The organism is Asticcacaulis sp. AC402 (assembly GCF_000495835.1).
Lineage (GTDB): Bacteria > Pseudomonadota > Alphaproteobacteria > Caulobacterales > Caulobacteraceae > Asticcacaulis.
Genome location: NZ_AWGC01000018.1, coordinates 88547 through 106992 on the forward strand (window position 1 = coordinate 88547; position 18446 = coordinate 106992).

At 62.2% G+C, this 18446-nt stretch carries 14 protein-coding genes; 9 read left to right on the plus strand and 5 right to left on the minus strand.

The genetic code is table 11. The annotated features are described in order from the left end of the window. The first annotated feature begins 197 nt into the window (after positions 1–197). Complete coding sequence (locus ABAC402_RS31725) at positions 198–572, plus strand: GxxExxY protein (RefSeq protein WP_023449830.1); 375 nt, start codon at positions 198–200, stop codon at positions 570–572. Positions 573–684: 112 nt separating this feature from the next. Here the strand turns inward: ABAC402_RS31725 and ABAC402_RS31730 are convergent, their stop codons facing one another. Together ABAC402_RS31730 and ABAC402_RS31735 are read right to left on the minus strand one after the other, a co-directional pair. Beyond that, complete coding sequence (locus ABAC402_RS31730) at positions 685–1587, minus strand: hypothetical protein (RefSeq protein WP_155847390.1); 903 nt, start codon at positions 1585–1587, stop codon at positions 685–687. A 73-nt stretch (positions 1588–1660) separates the two neighbouring features. Next, a complete protein-coding gene (locus ABAC402_RS31735) occupies positions 1661–2140 on the minus strand; it encodes an Lrp/AsnC family transcriptional regulator (protein WP_023449832.1) in 480 nt (159 codons plus the stop codon). Positions 2141–2299: 159 nt separating this feature from the next. Here ABAC402_RS31735 and ABAC402_RS31740 point away from each other — a divergent pair, with 159 nt between their 5' ends. From ABAC402_RS31740 to ABAC402_RS0120290, 8 genes are all read left to right on the plus strand, one after another. Then, a complete protein-coding gene (locus tag ABAC402_RS31740) occupies positions 2300–5767 on the plus strand; it encodes an indolepyruvate ferredoxin oxidoreductase family protein (RefSeq protein ID WP_023449833.1) in 3468 nt (1155 codons plus the stop codon). After that, positions 5760–6827 (plus strand): Glu/Leu/Phe/Val dehydrogenase, encoded by a 1068-nt coding sequence (locus ABAC402_RS31745; RefSeq protein WP_023449834.1) that lies wholly within the window; start codon positions 5760–5762, stop codon positions 6825–6827. The genes ABAC402_RS31740 and ABAC402_RS31745 overlap by 8 nt, the downstream gene beginning before the upstream one ends. Positions 6828–7045: 218 nt before the next feature. Further along, on the plus strand, positions 7046–8542 hold the full coding sequence (locus ABAC402_RS31750) for a CoA-acylating methylmalonate-semialdehyde dehydrogenase (protein WP_023449835.1): 1497 nt from the start codon (positions 7046–7048) through the stop codon (positions 8540–8542). Position 8543: 1 nt separating this feature from the next. Then, on the plus strand, positions 8544–9311 hold the full coding sequence (locus tag ABAC402_RS31755; protein ID WP_023449836.1) for an enoyl-CoA hydratase-related protein: 768 nt from the start codon (positions 8544–8546) through the stop codon (positions 9309–9311). A gap of 169 nt (positions 9312–9480) precedes the next feature. After that, on the plus strand, positions 9481–10608 hold the full coding sequence (locus ABAC402_RS31760; protein ID WP_023449837.1) for an acyl-CoA dehydrogenase family protein: 1128 nt from the start codon (positions 9481–9483) through the stop codon (positions 10606–10608). Then, positions 10593–11618, plus strand: a complete 1026-nt coding sequence (locus ABAC402_RS31765; protein WP_235079961.1) for an enoyl-CoA hydratase/isomerase family protein — start codon at positions 10593–10595, stop codon at positions 11616–11618. The genes ABAC402_RS31760 and ABAC402_RS31765 overlap by 16 nt, the downstream gene beginning before the upstream one ends. Further along, positions 11615–12493: a 3-hydroxyisobutyrate dehydrogenase gene (gene mmsB / locus ABAC402_RS31770; RefSeq protein WP_023449839.1), complete on the plus strand. Its 879-nt coding sequence runs from the start codon at positions 11615–11617 to the stop codon at positions 12491–12493. Before ABAC402_RS31765 ends, mmsB begins: the two co-directional genes overlap by 4 nt. 30 nt (positions 12494–12523) lie before the next feature. After that, positions 12524–13030 (plus strand): CAP domain-containing protein, encoded by a 507-nt coding sequence (locus ABAC402_RS0120290; RefSeq protein ID WP_023449840.1) that lies wholly within the window; start codon positions 12524–12526, stop codon positions 13028–13030. Between the two features lie 348 nt (positions 13031–13378). On the opposite strand, the gene prpF is transcribed toward ABAC402_RS0120290, so the two are convergent. The 3 genes from prpF to prpC are packed head-to-tail and all read right to left on the minus strand — an operon-like array spanning position 13379 to position 18308. Beyond that, complete coding sequence (prpF, locus tag ABAC402_RS31775; RefSeq protein ID WP_023449841.1) at positions 13379–14566, minus strand: 2-methylaconitate cis-trans isomerase PrpF; 1188 nt, start codon at positions 14564–14566, stop codon at positions 13379–13381. After that, positions 14563–17148, minus strand: coding sequence for a Fe/S-dependent 2-methylisocitrate dehydratase AcnD (gene acnD / locus ABAC402_RS31780; RefSeq protein ID WP_023449842.1), 2586 nt, complete (start codon positions 17146–17148; stop codon positions 14563–14565). The genes prpF and acnD overlap by 4 nt, the downstream gene beginning before the upstream one ends. Then, positions 17148–18308 carry a 2-methylcitrate synthase gene (gene prpC / locus ABAC402_RS31785; RefSeq protein ID WP_023449843.1) on the minus strand — a complete coding sequence of 387 codons (1161 nt, stop codon included), beginning with the start codon at positions 18306–18308 and terminating at the stop codon, positions 17148–17150. Before prpC ends, acnD begins: the two co-directional genes overlap by 1 nt. Positions 18309–18446 lie beyond the last annotated feature (138 nt).

An 18446-nucleotide genomic window follows, 5' to 3' on the forward strand; every position in this document is an offset into this window, starting at 1 on the left:
ATTCAATAGATCGGCAAAATCGTGGCTGCGGAACGCGCGTAAAGGAGTTTGTCCACAGATAAGCCAGATAAGCCAGATGGTTCATGGCATCGTGGCCTGTGAGCCAAATTCAACGCATTAAGTGTTTTTCGAAAAATGCGCTTCGCGCGAAAAAGCGGCAAGCGACTATAGATGAGACAGACTCAGGGAGAGGATAGATGACTACGGACCGACGTGATTCGCAGACCTACGCCATCATAGGCGCGGCTATGGAAGTGCATACGCGGCTCGGATATGGCTTTCTCGAAGCTGTCTATCATGAAGCGCTGATGATTGAACTCGACCGGGCCGGCATCCCATTCCGGCGCGAATTCGCCCTACCTATTCATTACCGGGATACCGTCCTGGCATGTCAGTATCGCGCTGACTTCATCTGCTTTGACGAAGTGCTGGTCGAACTGAAAGCCTTGGTTCAACTATCGCCACGTGAGGACGCTCAGATCATGAACTACCTTAGGGCAGCACGCCTCCCGAAGGGCTTGCTGATAAACTTCGGCGGCGCCAAACTGGAGTATAAACGATTCAAATCGTAGTGGCAGCAGCCCACGGATCATCTGGCTTATCTGGCTTATCTGTGGACCAACTTTCTTGCATCGCATCCGCAGCCTAAACCCTGTATCGGCCATACGCTGTTCTTTCCCCAAGTCAATCAAACATCAGCACGAAAATCTCCTGTTCCGTCGCGATGGCGCAGCGGCGCATCTGCGGATCGAAGGCAAGCGTGGGCATAAAATCCGGTTTGGGAATGCAGATCGAACTGGTGCGCCGGCCGCAGGGAATGTCCGGCCAGGCCTGTACAACAGCACCGGTTCTGAGATCGATCAGCTTCGGATGATCATACAGGTTCAGGAGGTAATCCTCCCCTACTGGCATGATCTGGCCAACCTGTTCTTCTAACGCCAAGGTACGGGTCAGCCCCTCGGCCACATCATAGAACCTGAGTTTTGGTGCAGGAGTTTCGTCTTCCTCATCCTCATCCTGACTGATGCCAAAGATAAGCCGCTTGTCATGCGTCCAGCAAGCGGAAACCTTGTCGGCCCATGTACCGGTTCTAACACCCGGGCCGTCGAGATGCTCGGGAGACTTCAGACCTTCCGCGATATCATAGATGTTAATCTGGTCCAGCGGGTGCCAAAGCCAGCCAGCGCTCATCAAGTAACGACCATTGGGCGAGACGCTCAGGCGGGAATGGAACAAAGCGGCCGATTGTCGTGAGCTTTTTGCTGTCAACCGCTCACCCGTTTCGAGGTCCTCGATTTCAAGTCGATTACAATCCTCCGGACAATGGCCAATGACCTTGCGGCCGCTATCCAAACGAAAAACGGTGATCGGGTAGTCGTAGGCATCGGCGTAGTAGAAGCTGCGGTTTAGCTCGCGAAGAACGCTTCCTGCGCGCAAAACCAACCCTTTTGTTCCGAAGCGGGTATAAATTACGGCATCGTCGCCGTCCGCCACGGCGGCGTCGAACAGATAGGGATACCCGACGCGAGGCGGCTCATAGCCGCCCTTGAGGTCAAAGCGTCTTATTCCGCCGACCCAGTCGGCCAATGTATCGCCGTCCCACACGAGGGACCGAACGCCTTCGTGAGGCAGTCTGAGGAGGCGGGCTTTAGGCGGCATATCAGACATAAGGCGAGGCATCGCGCTTTAGCCGGCGCAGGCAAAAGGTCGAGCGGGCATGGCGGATGCCGGGGAACTTCAGGAGCCGCTTGCGCAGAAAGTTCTCATAGCCTTCCGTGTCTTCGACCGCGGCGATGATGACATAGTCGTACTCACCCGTCGTCAGATAGGCGTCAGTGATTTCCGGTTGCTGCGCCAGGTGGCGGGAAAAGGCTTCGATCTTCTCGTCGTCATGCTGTTCCAGATTGATTTCGATGATCACCGACAGCGGCCGGCCGATTTTCTCCGCATCCAGAAGCGCCACATAGCCGGCGATCACACCGGCCTCTTCCATCCGCCTGATCCGCGACCAGCACGGCGTCTGCGACAACCCGACCTTGTCGGCGATGTCTTGTGTGGTAAGGTGGGCATTCTCGCGCAACAGGCGAAGTATGCGACGGTCGGTATCGTCCAGCTCCTGGACGGGTTTGCTACGTTTCATTGCCTTTTTGTGCCCTGCAGCAGAACTTTTATCTATCTTTACGCAATATCGCAGAAATTCATTCGCTTCACTAGCGGTTTGCGCACGACAATTCGGAAGCACTTTCTTGCAAAACGAGTCTAGTATCAAAGGCAACAACTAAAAAGCAGGGATTGTCGGATGCGCGCGCAGGTTACCCTTGGCGACAAGTATGAGTTGGACTCCGGCCGCGCCTTCATGACCGGAGTTCAGGCCCTGGTTCGCCTGCCGATGCTAATCCGCGAGCGCGACCGCAAGGCCGGCCTGAACACGGCCGGTTTCATCTCCGGTTACCGCGGTTCGCCGCTCGGCACCTACGACATGCAGTTGTCGAGCGCCCAGAAGCTCCTCGATGCCCACGACATCGTCGTCCAGCGCGGCATCAACGAAGACCTGGGCGCCACCGCCGTCTGGGGCACCCAGCATGTGCCGCTGTTCCAGGGTGCCAAAAAAGATGGCGTCTTCGGTCTGTGGTATGGCAAGGGACCGGGCGTCGACCGGACCGGCGACGTCTTCAAGCACGCAAACCTGGCCGGCACTTCGCAATATGGCGGCGTCCTGGCCCTGGCCGGCGATGACCACAGCTGCAAGTCCTCGACCCTGGCCAACCAGTCGGAGTTCGCTTTCCTCGATGCCGAAATGCCGACCCTGGCGCCGGCGACCATTGACGAAGTCATCGACTTCGGCATGAAGGGCATTGCCCTGTCGCGCTATTGCGGCTGCTGGATCGGACTGAAAACCATCGCTGATCTGATGGACGCCTCGACCTCGGCCCACATTGATCCAACGGGTTATACCACCTTCACGCCCGACTTCGAAATGCCCGAAGGTGGTCTGAACATTCGTTTGAATGATCCCCCCGAAGCCAAGGAAATACGGCATCGCCACTATCGCCTGCCGGCCGCCCAGGCCTTTGCCCGCGCCAACAACATCGACCGCATCGTCAGTGATTCGTCGCGGCCGCGCTTCGGGATTGCCGCCACGGGCAAGGGGTTTCTACACGTGTTGGACGCGCTGCGTCTGCTCGGTATCGGTGATGCCGAAGCCCGCGATCTCGGCCTGCGCCTGTGGAAAATCGGCCTGGTGTGGCCGCTCGATCCGGAGGCCGCGACCGCGTTTGCCGATGGTCTTGACTCCGTTCTGGTGGTCGAGGAACGCCGCAACCTGATCGAATACCAACTGCGCGACGTCCTCTACAGCCTGCCCGACGGCCGCCGTCCGCGCATCCTCGGCAAGCATGACGCCGCCGGCAAGCCGCTGGTCCGCGACACGCTCGACCTCGACACCGGCCATGTCGCCCTGGCGCTGTACGACAGCCTGCCCGAAGGTGCGCGCACGGAGGCTCGCGCCGCCATTGCGGCGCGTCTGCGCCAGCAGGCGGTGGTCAAGGACAATGTCGTGCCGCTGCATACGCGCAAGCCCTTCTTCTGCGCCGGTTGCCCGCACAATACCTCAACGACGGTGCCGGAAGGTTCGCGCGCCACGGCCGGCATCGGCTGCCACTATATGGTCCAGTTTATGCCGAACCGGAATTCGGAAATCTGCACGCATATGGGCGGGGAGGGCGTCACCTGGGTCGGCCAGGCGCCGTTTACCGAGGAGAATCACATCTTCGCCAACCTCGGCGACGGCACCTATTTCCACTCCGGTCTGCTGGCCATCCGCCAGGCGGTCGCCGCCGGCGTCAACATGACCTACAAGATCCTCTACAACGATGCTGTCGCCATGACCGGCGGTCAGCACGTCGATGGCCAACTCCACCCTGTCACCGTCGCCCAGCAGGTCGCCGCCGAAGGCGTCACCCGCATCATGATGGTGTCGGATCAGCCCGACCGTTGGCGCGGTCATCCCAAGATGCCGGCCAAGGTCAGCTTCTGGCACCGCGACGACATGCCGGTTGCCGAAGAAGAGCTGCGCAATACCCCGGGCACGACGGTGCTGATCTACGATCAGATGTGCGCCACCGAATTGCGCCGCCGGCGCAAGCGCGGCCTGGCGCCCAAGGTCAAGGAACGCATCTTCATCAATTCCGCCGTTTGCGAAGGCTGCGGCGACTGCTCGGTCAAGTCGAACTGTATCGCCGTTGGACCCAAGGAAACCGATCTGGGCCGCAAGCGTGAAATCGACCAGTCGGCGTGCAATCTCGACACCAGTTGCGTCAAGGGTTTCTGCCCGTCCTTCGTCTCGCTGGAAGGCGCACAACTTAAAAAAGCGCAGGTCTCCGACATAGATGTCCTGATTTCCGACTTGCCGGAAATAAGTCCGCCGGGAGTTACCGCCGAGCCCTTCAATCTGCTGCTGACCGGCGTTGGCGGGCTGGGCGTGACTTCGCTGAGCGCCATGGTCGGCATGGCCGCTCACCTCGACGCCATCGAAGTCCTGGCCGTCGACCAGATCGGCCTGGCCCAGCGCGGCGGCGCCGTCGACGCCCACATCCGCCTGGCGGCGCCCGGCGTTATGCTGCCCGGCGGCCGGATCCCGGTGGCAGAAGCTGACGTCCTGATCGCCGCCGACATGGTGACGGCGCACGGCAAGGCCTGTCTGCCGCTGATGGACTCTGTCCGCACCACGGGCTTTCTGAACTCGGCTCTGAGCCATACGGCGGAGTTTACCCTCAACACCGAAACCCGGTTCGACACGGTCAGCATGCAGCGCCGGGTCAAGACGGCGACCCGGAGCCTCAAGGCCTTCGATGCTGCCGGCCTGTCGCGCAAATATCTCGGCGACGCCGTCTACACCATCATGGTTCTGCTGGGCGCTGCCTGGCAGGCGGGCGCCGTGCCGCTCAGCCGTGCCGCCATCGAAAAGGCGATCGAGCTGAACGGAACGGAGATCAAGGCCAATCTTCGTGCGTTCGCCCTGGGCCGCGCCTATATCGCTGGCCGGCTGGATCCGAAGATTTCCGAAAAGATGGAATCGCCATTCGACCTCGATGCCTTTGTCGCCGCGCGCATGAAGGACCTCGAAGCCTATCAGGATGCGGCCTATGCCCGCGACTACCGGGCACTGGTCGACATCGCCCGCAAGGCTGAGGCGCCGTTTGGCACCACCACCTTCACCGAGGCCGTGGCGCGTTACGCTTTCAAGCTGAAGGCCTACAAGGACGAGTACGAAGTCGCCCGCCTCTATCTCGATCCGGCGTTCAAGGCGCAGTTATCGGCGCAATTCGAGAACGCCGACAAGGTCAGTCTGTTCCTGGCACCGCCGATTTTCGGGGAAAAGGACGCCCACACCGGCCTGCCGAAAAAGCGTAAGTTCGGGCCGTGGATCTTCAAGGCCTTCGCCCTTCTGCACGCTATGAAAGGCCTGCGCGGCACCACCTTCGACATCTTCGGCTACAGCGACGAACGCCGCATGGAGCGCCGGCTGATCGGCGACTATGCCCAACTGATCAACCGCCTGGCCCGCGAACTGGCGCCGCACAATTTTGACACCGCCGTCGCCCTGGCGCGCCTGCCGGAAGAGATCCGCGGCTTCGGCCACATCAAGCAGGCCAATTACGACAAGGCCAAGACCCGATGGGCCGAGTTGCTGACCCAGTTCGAAACCGCCCAACCGCCAAAACCTCAAAACGACAAAGTGCTTATCAAGGAAGCTGTAAATGTTTGACCACCCCGATTTCGACGCCCACGAAAAGGTCCTGTTCGTCAATGACGCCGCCACGGGCCTGCGCGCCATCATCGCCGTCCATTCGACGGCATTGGGCGCGGCGGCGGGCGGTTGCCGGCTGTGGTCCTATGCCTCGGACGCCGATGCGGTGACCGACGCCCTGCGCCTGTCGCGTGGCATGTCGTACAAGAACGCCATGGCCGACCTGCCCATGGGCGGCGGCAAGTCGGTGATCCTGGGGCCTGTCGATTCCGAAAAGCGTGAAGCGGTTCTGGAAGCCTTTGGCCGCGCCGTCGACACCCTGAGCGGCCAGTACATCACCGCCGAAGACGTCGGCGTCTCGGTCGCGGATATGCAGATCGTGGCCCGCACGACAAAACACGTCTCGGGCCTCAGCGCTGCGGCCGGCAAGTCGGGTGGAGACCCGTCACCGTTCACCGCGCGCGGCGTTCGCGTCGGCATCGAATCGGCCGTCCGCGCCCACCTGGGCCGGTCAGAACTGGCGGGCCTGAGCGTCGCCGTTCAGGGCCTGGGCCATGTCGGCATGTATCTGTGCCAGGAACTGCATGAGATGGGCGCGAACCTGGTCGTCGCCGACATCAACCCGGCGCGCGTTTCAGAAGCCCAGATGCGCTTTGGCGCGGTTGGCGTGTCGGTCGACGACATCCTGACACAGTCGGTGGACGTGGTGGCTCCCTGTGCTTTGGGCGGAACGATCAGCGAATATGTTGCCCGCTACATCCGCGCTTCGGTGGTGGCCGGCGCCGCCAACAACCAGTTGCTGACGGCGGAAGCCGGCCGTATTCTCGGTGAGCGCGGCGTGCTTTACGCACCGGACTATGTCATCAATGCCGGCGGCATTATCATGGTCCAGGGCGAAATCTCGGGCGACAATGATGCCGACCTGATCCGCGCCCGCGTCGATGCCATCGGTCCACGCCTGGATGCCATCTTCGCCACGGCAAAAAGCGATAATGTGATCACAAACGAGGTTGCTGATTCGATGGCGCGCGTTAAACTCGACGCCGCCCGGCGGATGCGCGCCCGCATCGCCGCCTAATATTCAAAGAGGACCCCTCCGTCAGCGACTTGCCTTCGACTTCGTCTACGGCTGCGCGCTGCCACCTCCCCATTGTCATGGGGAGGAGAAGGGTAACCGAGTTTCTTCTTCTTTCTCCTCCCTATCGAAGATGGGGAGGTGGCGAGCAAGGGAGCCCTTCTTGGGGCGACCGCGTCGAGACGGAGGGGTCCTCTTACGGCCATAGAAACGAGAGCGGAATGCGCGATATCCATCACTTCATCAACGGCCGGTCCGTGCCGGGCATTTCCGGCCGTTTTGGCGACGTCTACGATCCCAATACCGGCAAGATTCAGGCCCGCGTAGCCCTGGCCTGCGGCGCCGAGATCGATGACGCTGTCCAAAAGGCGGTGAAGGCGCAGGCGTCCTGGGGCGCGACCAACCCGCAACGCCGCGCCCGGGTGATGTTTGCCTTCAAGGCCCTTCTGGAAAAGCATATGGACGAACTGGCCGTGCTGCTATCCAGCGAACACGGCAAGGTCGTCGCCGACTCGAAAGGCGACATCCAGCGCGGCCTGGAGGTGGTGGAATTTGCCTGCGGCATCCCGCACCTGCTGAAGGGCGACTATACCGAAGGCGCCGGGCCCGGCATCGACGTCTATTCGCTGCGTCAGCCCCTGGGCGTCGTGGCGGGTATTACGCCGTTCAACTTCCCGGCCATGATCCCGCTGTGGATGTCGGCCGTCGCCCTGGCGTGTGGCAACGCCTTTATCCTCAAGCCCTCGGAAAAAGACCCGTCCGTTCCGGTGCGCCTGGGCGAACTGCTGATCGAGGCCGGCCTGCCCGAGGGCGTGTTCCAGGTTGTCCATGGTGACAAGGAAGCCGTCGACGCGCTGCTGACCCATCCCGATATCCGGGCGATCAGCTTCGTCGGCTCGTCCGATATCGCGCAATATGTCTATGCCACCGGCTCGGCCCACGGCAAACGGGTCCAGGCCATGGGCGGGGCCAAGAACCACGGCATCATCCTGCCCGACGCCGACCTCGACCAGGTGGTGCGCGATATCGTCGGCGCCGCCTATGGCTCGGCCGGTGAACGCTGCATGGCGCTGCCGGTGGCCGTGCCGGTCGGGGCTAAGACCGCCGACGCCTTTATCGAACGCATGACCGATGCCGCCCGCGCCCTGAAGGTCGGTGTCTCGACCGATGCCGAGGCGCATTACGGCCCGGTGATTTCGGCGGCGCATAAGGCCAAGGTCGAGGCCTATATCCAGATGGGAGTCGATGAAGGCGCCGACCTGGTGCTCGACGGCCGCGGCCTGAAGCTGCAGGGCCATGAGGACGGCTATTTTATCGGACCGACCCTGTTCGACAAGGTGACGCCGCAGATGAAGTCCTATCAGGATGAAATCTTCGGGCCGGTCCTGCAGGTCATTCGCGTCGAAACCCTGGACGAGGCGGCGGCTTTGCCGTCGCAACACGCCTACGGCAATGGCGTCGCCATCTTCACCCGCAATGGATTGGCGGCGCGCGAATTCGTCTCCAAGGTCAATGTCGGCATGGTCGGCATCAATGTGCCGATCCCCGTGCCGGTGGCCTATCACAGCTTTGGCGGCTGGAAGCGCTCGGCCTTTGGCGACCTGAACCAGTATGGCGAGGACGGCGTGCGGTTTTACACCAAGGTTAAGACCGTGACATCGCGCTGGCCGGATGGCGATATCGGCGACCAGGCCTTCATTATTCCGACGATGAAGTAGGATGCAGATCGTAGACTTCGAACAAAAAGGCCGGGTGGCGGTGGTGACCCTGAACCGCCCGGATGCCCTGAACGCGCTTAACCATCAGACCATGACGGAGCTGAGCGGGTTGATCGTGCAGATCGACCGCAATCCGGAGATCGCCGTGACGGTGATTACCGGCGCGGGCCGGGCGTTCGCCGCCGGCGCCGATATCAAGGAAATGGCGGGGCGCGATGTCGCCGACATGTACCTGAACGACTATTTTGCCGGCTGGGATGCCTTTGCTGCCTGCCGCAAACCGGTGATCGCCGCGGTTAACGGGTTTGCGCTGGGCGGCGGCTGTGAACTGGCGATGATGTGCGATCTGATCATCGCCTCGGACAAGGCGAAGTTCGGCCAGCCGGAAATCAAGCTGGGCGTGACCCCGGGCATGGGCGGCTCGATCCGCCTGACCAAGGCGATCGGCAAGGCCAAGGCCATGGATCTGGTCCTGACCGGACGGATGATCGATGCGGCCGAAGCCGACCGGATCGGTCTGGTCAGCCGGGTGGTGCCGCATGACGAGCTTATGGCTGTGGCCATGGAAGCGGCGGAGACGATCGCGGGCTATGGTATGCCGGCGATCCTGGCCGCCAAGGAGATGGTCGGCCGGGCTCTGGAACTGCCAACAACGGAAGGCGTGCGGTTTGAGCGCCGGCTGTTTACGGCGCTGTTTGCGACGGAAGACCAGAAGGAAGGCATGGCGGCGTTTGCCGAGAAACGGCCGCCGCAGTTTAAGGATAGGTGATTGTTTTTCCCTCTCCCCGTTTACGGGGAGAGGACGAGAGCCGAACGAAGTGAAGGCGATCGGGTGAGGGGCCTTCTGAATACGTTCGAGCGACGGACGGTACCGAAAGCCCCTCACGCTAACCTCTCCCCGTAAACGGGGAGAGGGGTAAAAAAAAACAGGGACGGACATGCTCAACGAAGACCAGGTGATGATCCAGGAGGCGGCGCAGCGGTTTGCGTACGATAAGCTGCGGCCCCATGCCGGCCTATGGGACGAAACCAAATACTTTCCCGTCGAGGTCATGCGAGAAGCCGCCGGCCTGGGCTTTGCCGCGATTTACACGGATGAGGAACACGGTGGGTCGGGCCTGTCGCGCCACGACGGCGTCATCATCTTCGAACAGCTGTCGCGCGGCTGCATTGCCACGGCGGCCTTCCTTTCGATCCACAACATGTGCACCTGGATGATCGACAGCTTCGGCGCCCCAGACCTTCGCGCGCACTGGGTGCCGAAACTGGCGACGATGGAGACGATCGCCAGCTATTGTCTGACCGAGCCGGGTTCCGGTTCCGATGCCGCATCGATGAAAACCCGCGCAGTCCGTGACGGCGACAGCTTCGTCCTCAACGGCTCGAAGCAGTTCATCTCCGGTGCCGGTGCTTCCGATCTTTACGTGGTGATGGCGCGGCTCGATGATGGCATTTCCACGTTTCTGGTAATGAAGGACGCGCCGGGTCTGAGCTTTGGCGCCAATGAAAAGAAGATGGGTTGGAACGCCCAGCCGACGCGCCAGGTCACGTTCGATAATCTGCGCATACCTGCCGAAAATCTGCTCGGCACGCCCGGCGATGGTTTCAAATACGCCATGAAGGGCCTGGATGGCGGCCGGCTGAACATCGCCGCCTGCAGCCTGGGCGGCGCTCAGGATGCCCTGGACCGTGCGCTTTCCTATGCCGGAGAACGCAGCCAGTTCGGCAAACATCTCAATGCCTTCCAGGCGACGCAGTTCAAACTGGCCGACATGGAAACCGAACTGTCGGCGTCGCGGACCCTGCTTTATGAAGCTGCGGCGAAACTCGATGCCAAAACCCCGGACGCCACACGGTGGTGCGCCATGGCCAAGCGCTTCGTAACCGACACCGGCTCGAAAATCGCCAATGACGCCCTGCAGATCCACGGCGGCTATGGCTATCTGCATGACTATGGTGTCGAACGCATCGTCCGCGATCTGCGCGTCCATCAGATCCTGGAAGGCACCAACGAGATCATGCGCGTCATCATAGCCCGGGATTTGTTGAAATGCCAGAATCTATGAACGACGTGGTCACCCGTATCGAACATGGCATCGGCCGCATCACCCTGAACCGGCCCCAGGCGCTGCATGCCCTGACGACGGAGATGTGCGTGGCCATGGCCCAGGCCCTGACCGAATGGGAAAACGACGCGCAGGTCCACGCCGTTCTGGTCGACCATGCCGAGGGTACGCGCGGATTCTGCGCCGGTGGCGATATCCGCAAAATCGCGCAATCCGGCCGTGGCGACGGTGTCGAGGCGCGAGAATTTTTCGCCGTCGAATATCGATTGAACGCCCAAATTAAGCGCTACCCCAAGCCCTGTATAGCTGTGATCGACGGCATCACCATGGGGGGCGGTGTCGGCATTTCGGTCCATGGTTCGCATCGCATCGCCACCGAACGCACGATCTTTGCCATGCCGGAAACAGGCATTGGGTTGTTTCCCGATGTCGGCGGCGGCTGGTTCCTGCCGCGGCTGGAAGGCGAACTGGGCACCTGGCTGGCCCTTACCGGGGCGCAGCTGCGCGGCAGCGATGTCGTGGCGGCCGGTATTGCCACCCATTTTGTTCAGTCCGAGCAGATTGCGGCACTTAAGGCCGGTATCCTTGCGCAGGGCGTCGATGTCATTGACCGCTATGCGCAAGCGGTTCCGACGCCGGCCTATGCCCAGCACAACGAGACGATCGACCGCTGCTTCGGCCATGGCACCATGTCAGAAATTTCCCTGGCCCTGAATGGCGACGGCAGCGACTGGGCGCGCAAACAGGCGGAAATTCTCACGAAACGCTCGCCGCAATCTCTGGCTGTGTCGCTGCGACAGTTGCGCGAAGGCCGAAAGATGGACAGCTTCGAAGACGTGATGCGGATGGAATATCGTATCGCCAGCCGCATCACCTCGACCCGGGATTTTTCCGAAGGCGTGCGGGCAGTAATCGAAGATAAGGACAATGCGCCCAGATGGCAGGCTGACGTCACGCCGGAAATGGTCGATTCCTTGTTTGCGCCGCTCGAACATGAGTTGTCCCTATGAAGATCGCCTTTATCGGTTTGGGCCATATGGGTTCGGGCATGGCCGCCAACCTGGTCAGGGCCGGGCATGAGGTCCGCGCCTTCGACATCAACGCTGAGGCCGTCGCTCAGGCCGTGGCCGATGGCGCTATGGAGGCATCTTCGGTCGCCTATGCCTGCCGTGACGCCGAAGCGGTGGTGACCATGCTGCCGGCCGGGAAGCATGTCGTGTCGGTTTATGGCACTGTCTTTGCCGCCGCGCCGAAATCAGCCGTCCTGATCGACTGTTCGACCATCGATGTCGAAACTGCGCGCCGTGTCGCTGTGGATGCCCAAACCGAGGGCTTTGCCATGGTTGATGCTCCGGTGTCGGGCGGGGTTGCCGGGGCGCAAGGCGGGACCCTGACCTTTATGTGCGGCGGCACGAAGGACGCCTTTGCGCGCGCCGAACCGGTGTTGTCGGCGATGGGCAAGGCGGTGATCCACGCCGGCGCGGCGGGCGCCGGCCAGGCGGCCAAGATCTGCAACAACATGCTGCTGGCCATCACCATGATCGGGACCTGCGAAGCCTTTGCCCTGGCCGAAAAGCTGGGTTTGGACGACCAGGTGTTTTTCGACATTGCCTCCAAGGCGTCGGGCCAGAGCTGGTCAATGACGTCCTACTGTCCGGTGCCGGGACCGGTGCCGTCATCGCCGGCCAATCGCGACTATCAGCCGGGGTTCGCTTCGGCGTTGATGCTGAAGGACCTGACCCTGGCCATGCAGGCGGCGACCGGGGCCAGCGCCGATACGCCGCTCGGCGCCAGGGCCCATGCGCTGTACGACGCCCTGTGCGCCCAGGGCCACGCCGGTCGGGACTTTTCCTATATGATTGAACGGATACGCCGCGGGGCTTGATCGTGACGGGCTTTATGTCATGCTGGCGGTATGAAGTGGCTTATCCTGGCTTTTGTGGCCAATCTCGTTATTGCTGGCGCGGGTCATGGTCGGGATGCCGAGACCGATAAGGTCGTGGCGCTGATCAATGCCGAACGCGAAATTGCCGGCTGTCCTGCCCTGGTCGTCAACCGCCAGCTTGAAGCGGCGGCCCAGCGTCACAGCGAATCCATGGCTGGACAGGACTTCTTCGGCCATGTTGATCCGGACGGTCTGAAGGTGGCCCAGCGCGCCGAGGCGGCCGGTTACCGCTGGATGATGGTCGGTGAAAACATCAGCGCCGGCTATGTCACAGCCGACGCGACCGTTGCGGGCTGGATGAACAGCCCCGGCCACCGTTCGAACATCCTGACCTGCGGCTTTACCGAAACCGGCGTCGGCCATGTCTACATTCCGGACGATGTCGGCAAGGTGAAGTATGGCCACTACTGGACTCAGGTTTTCGGCCGGCCGATGGCGGAAGATCGGTTCGGCCGGCCGATGGCGGAAGAGCGGTGAGGAGGATCGACTCGAAAAGCGTCAGTGCACCGGTACTTGCGGTTAATACCAATCCACTTTGACTTTGACATTCCTTCCGCAAGGGGACCCCTCCGTCTCGACGCGCTACGATCTTCGATCTCCGCTTGCTCGCCACCTCCCCATCGAAGGAATGGGGAGGAGAAAAAAGAATATGTTCATTGGTTTCTTCTCCTCCCCATTTCAAATGGGGAGGTGCCGAGCAAGCGAGCCCAAAGGGCGAAGCGCGTCGAGGCGGAGGGGTCTACCTACTGTCGATGTGTCAATCTTTTCGTTGATAGGAATAAGCCCCTCAGGCTCGCCGCCCCGCGCCGATCGCTTTCGCTTCGCTCAGCTCTCGTCCTCTCCCCGTAAACGGGGAGAGGTAAAGAATGGAACCCGCACCCAGCCTTCCATCAACACGCGGGCGCTTCGGCTCATCAGGGCTTTTGTAACCGTCCATTGGCCGTTGAGCAGGGCCGCTTCGGCGCCGACGCGGAGTGTGCCGGAGGGATGGCCGAAACGCACCGACGTGCGTTCGCCGCCGCCGGCCGCCAGGTTGACCAGGGTGCCTGGAACCGCCGCCGCCGTCCCAATCGCCACCGCCGCCGTGCCCATCATGGCGTGGTGCAGCTTGCCCATGGAGAGAGCGCGCACAGTCAGGTCGATGTCACCTGCAGCTACCGCCTTGCCGCTGGAGGCGACATAGTCCGCCGGTGGCGCCACAAAGGCCACCTTGGGCGTGTGCTGGCGCTTGGCGGCTTCGGACAGGTCCGCGATCAAGCCCATGCGCACGGCGCCATAGGCCCGGATGGCCTCGAACCGCGCCAGGGCCTCGGTGTCGCTGTTGATGGCGTCCTGTAGTTCCGTGCCAGTATAGCCGATATCCGCCGCATTGACGAAGATGGTCGGGATACCGGCATTAATCAGCGTCGCCTTCAGCATACCGACGCCCGGCACCTCCAGGTCGTCGACCAGGTTGCCGGTCGGGAACATTGAACCCCCATCGCCGTCTTCGGCCGGATCGAGGAATTCCAGCTGGATCTCGGCCGCCGGGAAGGTCACGCCATCCAGTTCAAAATCACCCGTTTCCTGAACTTCGCCACCCGTCATCGGGACATGGGCGATGATGGTCTTGGCGATATTGGCCTGCCAGATGCGGACCGTGCACACACCGTCTTTCGGCACTTCGCCGACCAGGCCGTTCGAAATGGCAAACGGCCCGACCGCCGCCGACAGGTTGCCGCAATTGCCGCTCCAGTCGATGAAGGCGCTGTCGATCGACACCTGACCGAACAGGTAGTCGACATCGTGGGCTGAGCGCGTGCTCTTCGACAGGATGACCACTTTCGAGGTCGAGGAGGTCGCCCCGCCCATGCCGTCGGTCTGCTTGCCGTAGGGGTCGGGGCTGCCAATCACCCGCAGCAGCAGGCGGTCGCGCGCTTCGACGTCGTCCGGCAAATCCTCGCGCCGGAAGAAGACGCCCTTGCTGGTGCCGCCGCGCATATAGGTCGCCGGAATACGAATCTGTCCCGTCATGCCACCTTCGCCTGTTCCAGGAAGTCGCGGGCGAAGCGTTGCAGAACGCCGCCGGCCTCGTAGATCGACACCTCTTCGGCCGTATCCAGCCGGCAGGTGACCGGCACCTCGACGGTCTCGCCTGTGCGGCGATGGATGACCAGGGTGACCGTACCGCGTGGGGTCAGGTCGCCTTTGACGTCGTAGGTCTCCGTCCCGTCGATACCCAGCGACTGCCGCGTCGTACCGGGCAAAAACTCCAGCGGCAAAACCCCCATACCGATCAGGTTGGTGCGGTGAATGCGCTCGAAGCCTTCGGCGGCGATGGCCTCGACCCCGGCAAGCCGCACACCCTTGGCGGCCCAGTCACGGCTTGAGCCCTGACCGTAGTCAGCGCCGGCAATGATGATCAAAGGCTGCTTGCGCTCCATATAGGTTTCGATCGCTTCCCACATCCGCATGACCTGGCCGTCGGGCTCCAGCCGCGTCAGCGAACCCTTTTGGATCTGGCCATCGACCACAGCCATCTCGTTCATCAGGGTCGGGTTGGCGAAGGTGGCGCGTTGTGCCGTCAGATGGTCGCCGCGGTGGGTGGCGTACGAATTAAAGTCCTCTTCCGGCACCTTCATGCGCAGCAGGTATTCGCCGGCGGCGCTGTCGGCCAGAATGGCGTTGGACGGCGACAAATGGTCGGTGGTGATGTTGTCGGGCAGCACTGCCAGCGGCCGCATACCGGTCAGGCTGCGCTCACCCGCCAATGCGCCCTCCCAATAGGGCGGCCGTCGGATATAGGTGCTTTGGGGGCGCCAGTCATAGAGCGGATCGACCGGCTTGCCGCGGGCAGCGAAGTTGAACATCGGGTCATAGACGCTGCGGAACAGCTCCGGCTTGACGCTTTGGGCCACAATAGCGTCGATCTCGGCATCGTCCGGCCAGATGTCGATCAGCCGGACCTCGGCGCCATCGGGTCCATAGCCCAGCACGTCCTTTTCGATGTCGAAGCGGATGGTACCGGCGATGGCATAGGCGATGACCAGGGGCGGCGAGGCCAGAAACGCCTGCTTGGCATAGGGGTGGATGCGGCCGTCGAAATTGCGGTTGCCCGACAAGACGGCGGTGGCATAGAGATCGCGGTCGATGATCTCCTGCTGGATGGCGGGATCCAGCGCCCCGCTCATGCCGTTGCAGGTGGTGCAGGCAAAGGCGACGATGCCAAAGCCCAGCTTTTCCAGCTCCGGCAATAACCCGGCGTCTTCGAGATAGAGCTGCACCGCCTTGGAACCCGGCGCCAGGGACGACTTGACCCACGGCTTGCGCATCAACCCCTTGGCATTGGCGTTTCGCGCCAGCAGCCCGGCGGCGATAACATTGCGCGGGTTGGAGGTGTTGGTGCAGCTGGTGATCGCCGCGATGATGACGGCGCCATCGGGCATATGGCCCGGGGTATCGACCCACGCGCCGGCAATGCCCCGCGCCGCCAGGTCGCTGGTCGGCAACCGCTTATGCGGGTTAGACGGCCCGGCCATGGTGCGGACCACAGACGACAGGTCAAAGGTCAGAACGCGCGGATATACCGCCGTCTTCAGGGCATCGGCCCACAAACCGGCGGCCTTGGCGTAGATTTCGACCAGGCGGACCTGTTCGGCGGCACGGCCGGTCAGGGTCAGGTAGTCGAGGGTCTGCTGGTCGATGGCGAACATGGCCGCCGTGGCGCCGAATTCCGGCGTCATGTTGGAGATGGTGGCGCGGTCGCCCAGGGTCAGGGCCGCGGCCCCTTCGCCGTAGAATTCGAGATAGGCGCCGACGACTTTTTGCGCCCGCAAGAATTCGGTCAGGGCCAGCACCACGTCAGTGGCGGTGATGCCGGGGCCAGGGCGGCCGGTCAGCTCGACACCGATAATGTCGGGCAGGCGCATCCACGACGCGCGGCCCAGCATGACGTTTTCCGCCTCCAGCCCGCCGACACCGATAGCGATGACGCCCAAAGCATCGACATGCGGCGTATGGCTGTCGGTACCGACCAGGGTATCGGGATAGGCTATACCATCGACCGCATGGATGACCGGCGACATGCGTTCCAGGTTGATCTGGTGCATGATGCCGTTGCCGGGCGGGATGACCTCGACATTGCGGAAGGCCTTGCGCGTCCAGTCGATAAAGTGGAAGCGGTCTTCGTTGCGACGATCTTCGATGGCGCGGTTGCGGGCAAAGGCGTCCTTGACGTCGCCGCCGTACTCTACCGCCAGCGAGTGATCGACGATCAGCTGCGTCGGCACGACCGGATTGACCTGGGCCGGATCACCGCCCTGGGCCGCGATGGCATCGCGCAACCCAGCCAGATCGACCAGGGCTGTCTGGCCCAGGATGTCGTGGCAGACAACGCGCGCCGGGAACCACGGAAAGTCATGATCCTGACGCCGTTCGATCAGCTGCCGCAGGCTGCGTTCCAGAATGGCCGGATCGCAGCGCCGCACCAGGTTTTCGGCATGGACCCGCGATGTATAGGGCAGGGTGGCGTAAGCGCCGGGCGTGATAGCGTCGATGGCTTCGCGGGCGTCGAACCAGTCGAGATCGGTGCCGGGGAGGGGCTTGCGATAGGTCATTACGGGCGGTCGTTGAGCGGCACGAAGGGGCGATCTTCCGGGCCGGTATAGTTGGCGTTGGGGCGGATGATCTTGCCGTCCTGGCGTTGTTCGATAACGTGCGCTGACCAACCCGAGGTGCGGGAGATAACAAACAGTGGCGTGAACATGGCGGTCGGCACGCCCATCATATGGTAGCTGACGGCGCTGAACCAATCGAGATTGGGGAACATCTTCTTGATCTCCCACATCACGCTTTCGAGGCGCTCGGCGATGTTGAACATCTTCATATTGTGCTGTTCCGCCGACAGCGCCTTGGCGACGGCCTTGATGGCTTCGTTGCGCGGATCGCCGACCGTATAGACGGGGTGGCCGAAGCCGATGACGACTTCTTTCGCGGCGACTCTCTGGCGGATATCGGCCTCGGCTTCGTCGGGGGTGTCGTAGCGCTTCTGGATATCGAAGGCGAATTCGTTGGCGCCGCCGTGCTTGGGGCCCCGCAGCGCGCCGATGGCGCCGGCGATGGCGCTGTAGAAGTCGGAGCCTGTGCCGGCGACGACTCTGGCGGCGAAGGTCGAGGCGTTGAACTCATGCTCGGCATAGAGGATCAGCGAGGTATGCATGGCGCGCACCCAGGAGTCGCTGGGCTTTTTGCCGTGCAGCAGGTGCAGGAAGTGGCCGCCGATGCTGTCGTCGTCGGTTTCGACCTCGATGCGCCGGCCGTTATGGCTGAAATGGTACCAATAGAGCAGCATCGAGCCGAAGCTGGCCATCAGCTTGTCGGCGATATCGCGCGCGCCGGGGTGGTTGTGGTCGTCGCGCTCCGGCGTCAGGCAGCCCAGCGTCGAGACGCCGGTGCGCATGACGTCCATGGGGTGGGCCGACGGCGGCAGGCTTTCGAGGACGGTTTTGAGGTTGGCGGGCAGGCCGCGCAGGCTTTTCAGCGTGGTCTTGTAGGCATCCAGTTCGGTACGGTTGGGCAGCTTGCCGTGGACCAGCAGGAAGGCGATTTCCTCGAACTCGGACGTGGCGGCCAGGTCGAGGATATCATAGCCGCGATAGGCCAGGTCGTTGCCGGTACGCCCGACGGTGCACAGCGCCGTGTTGCCGGCGACCGTGCCGGAAAGCGCGACGGATTTCTTGGGCTTGAAGCCGGTTGGTGCTTCGGCGGTAGTGTCCATGGTGTGGCTCCCTGTTTTATTTTTTGACCACGAACCCCACGAACAGCACGAACTTTAGGGTGTGATTGAACTCGCCGCGCAGCGGCAACATCATTTAAGTGGTCCACAGATTACACAGATTTCACAGATTAAGGCTCA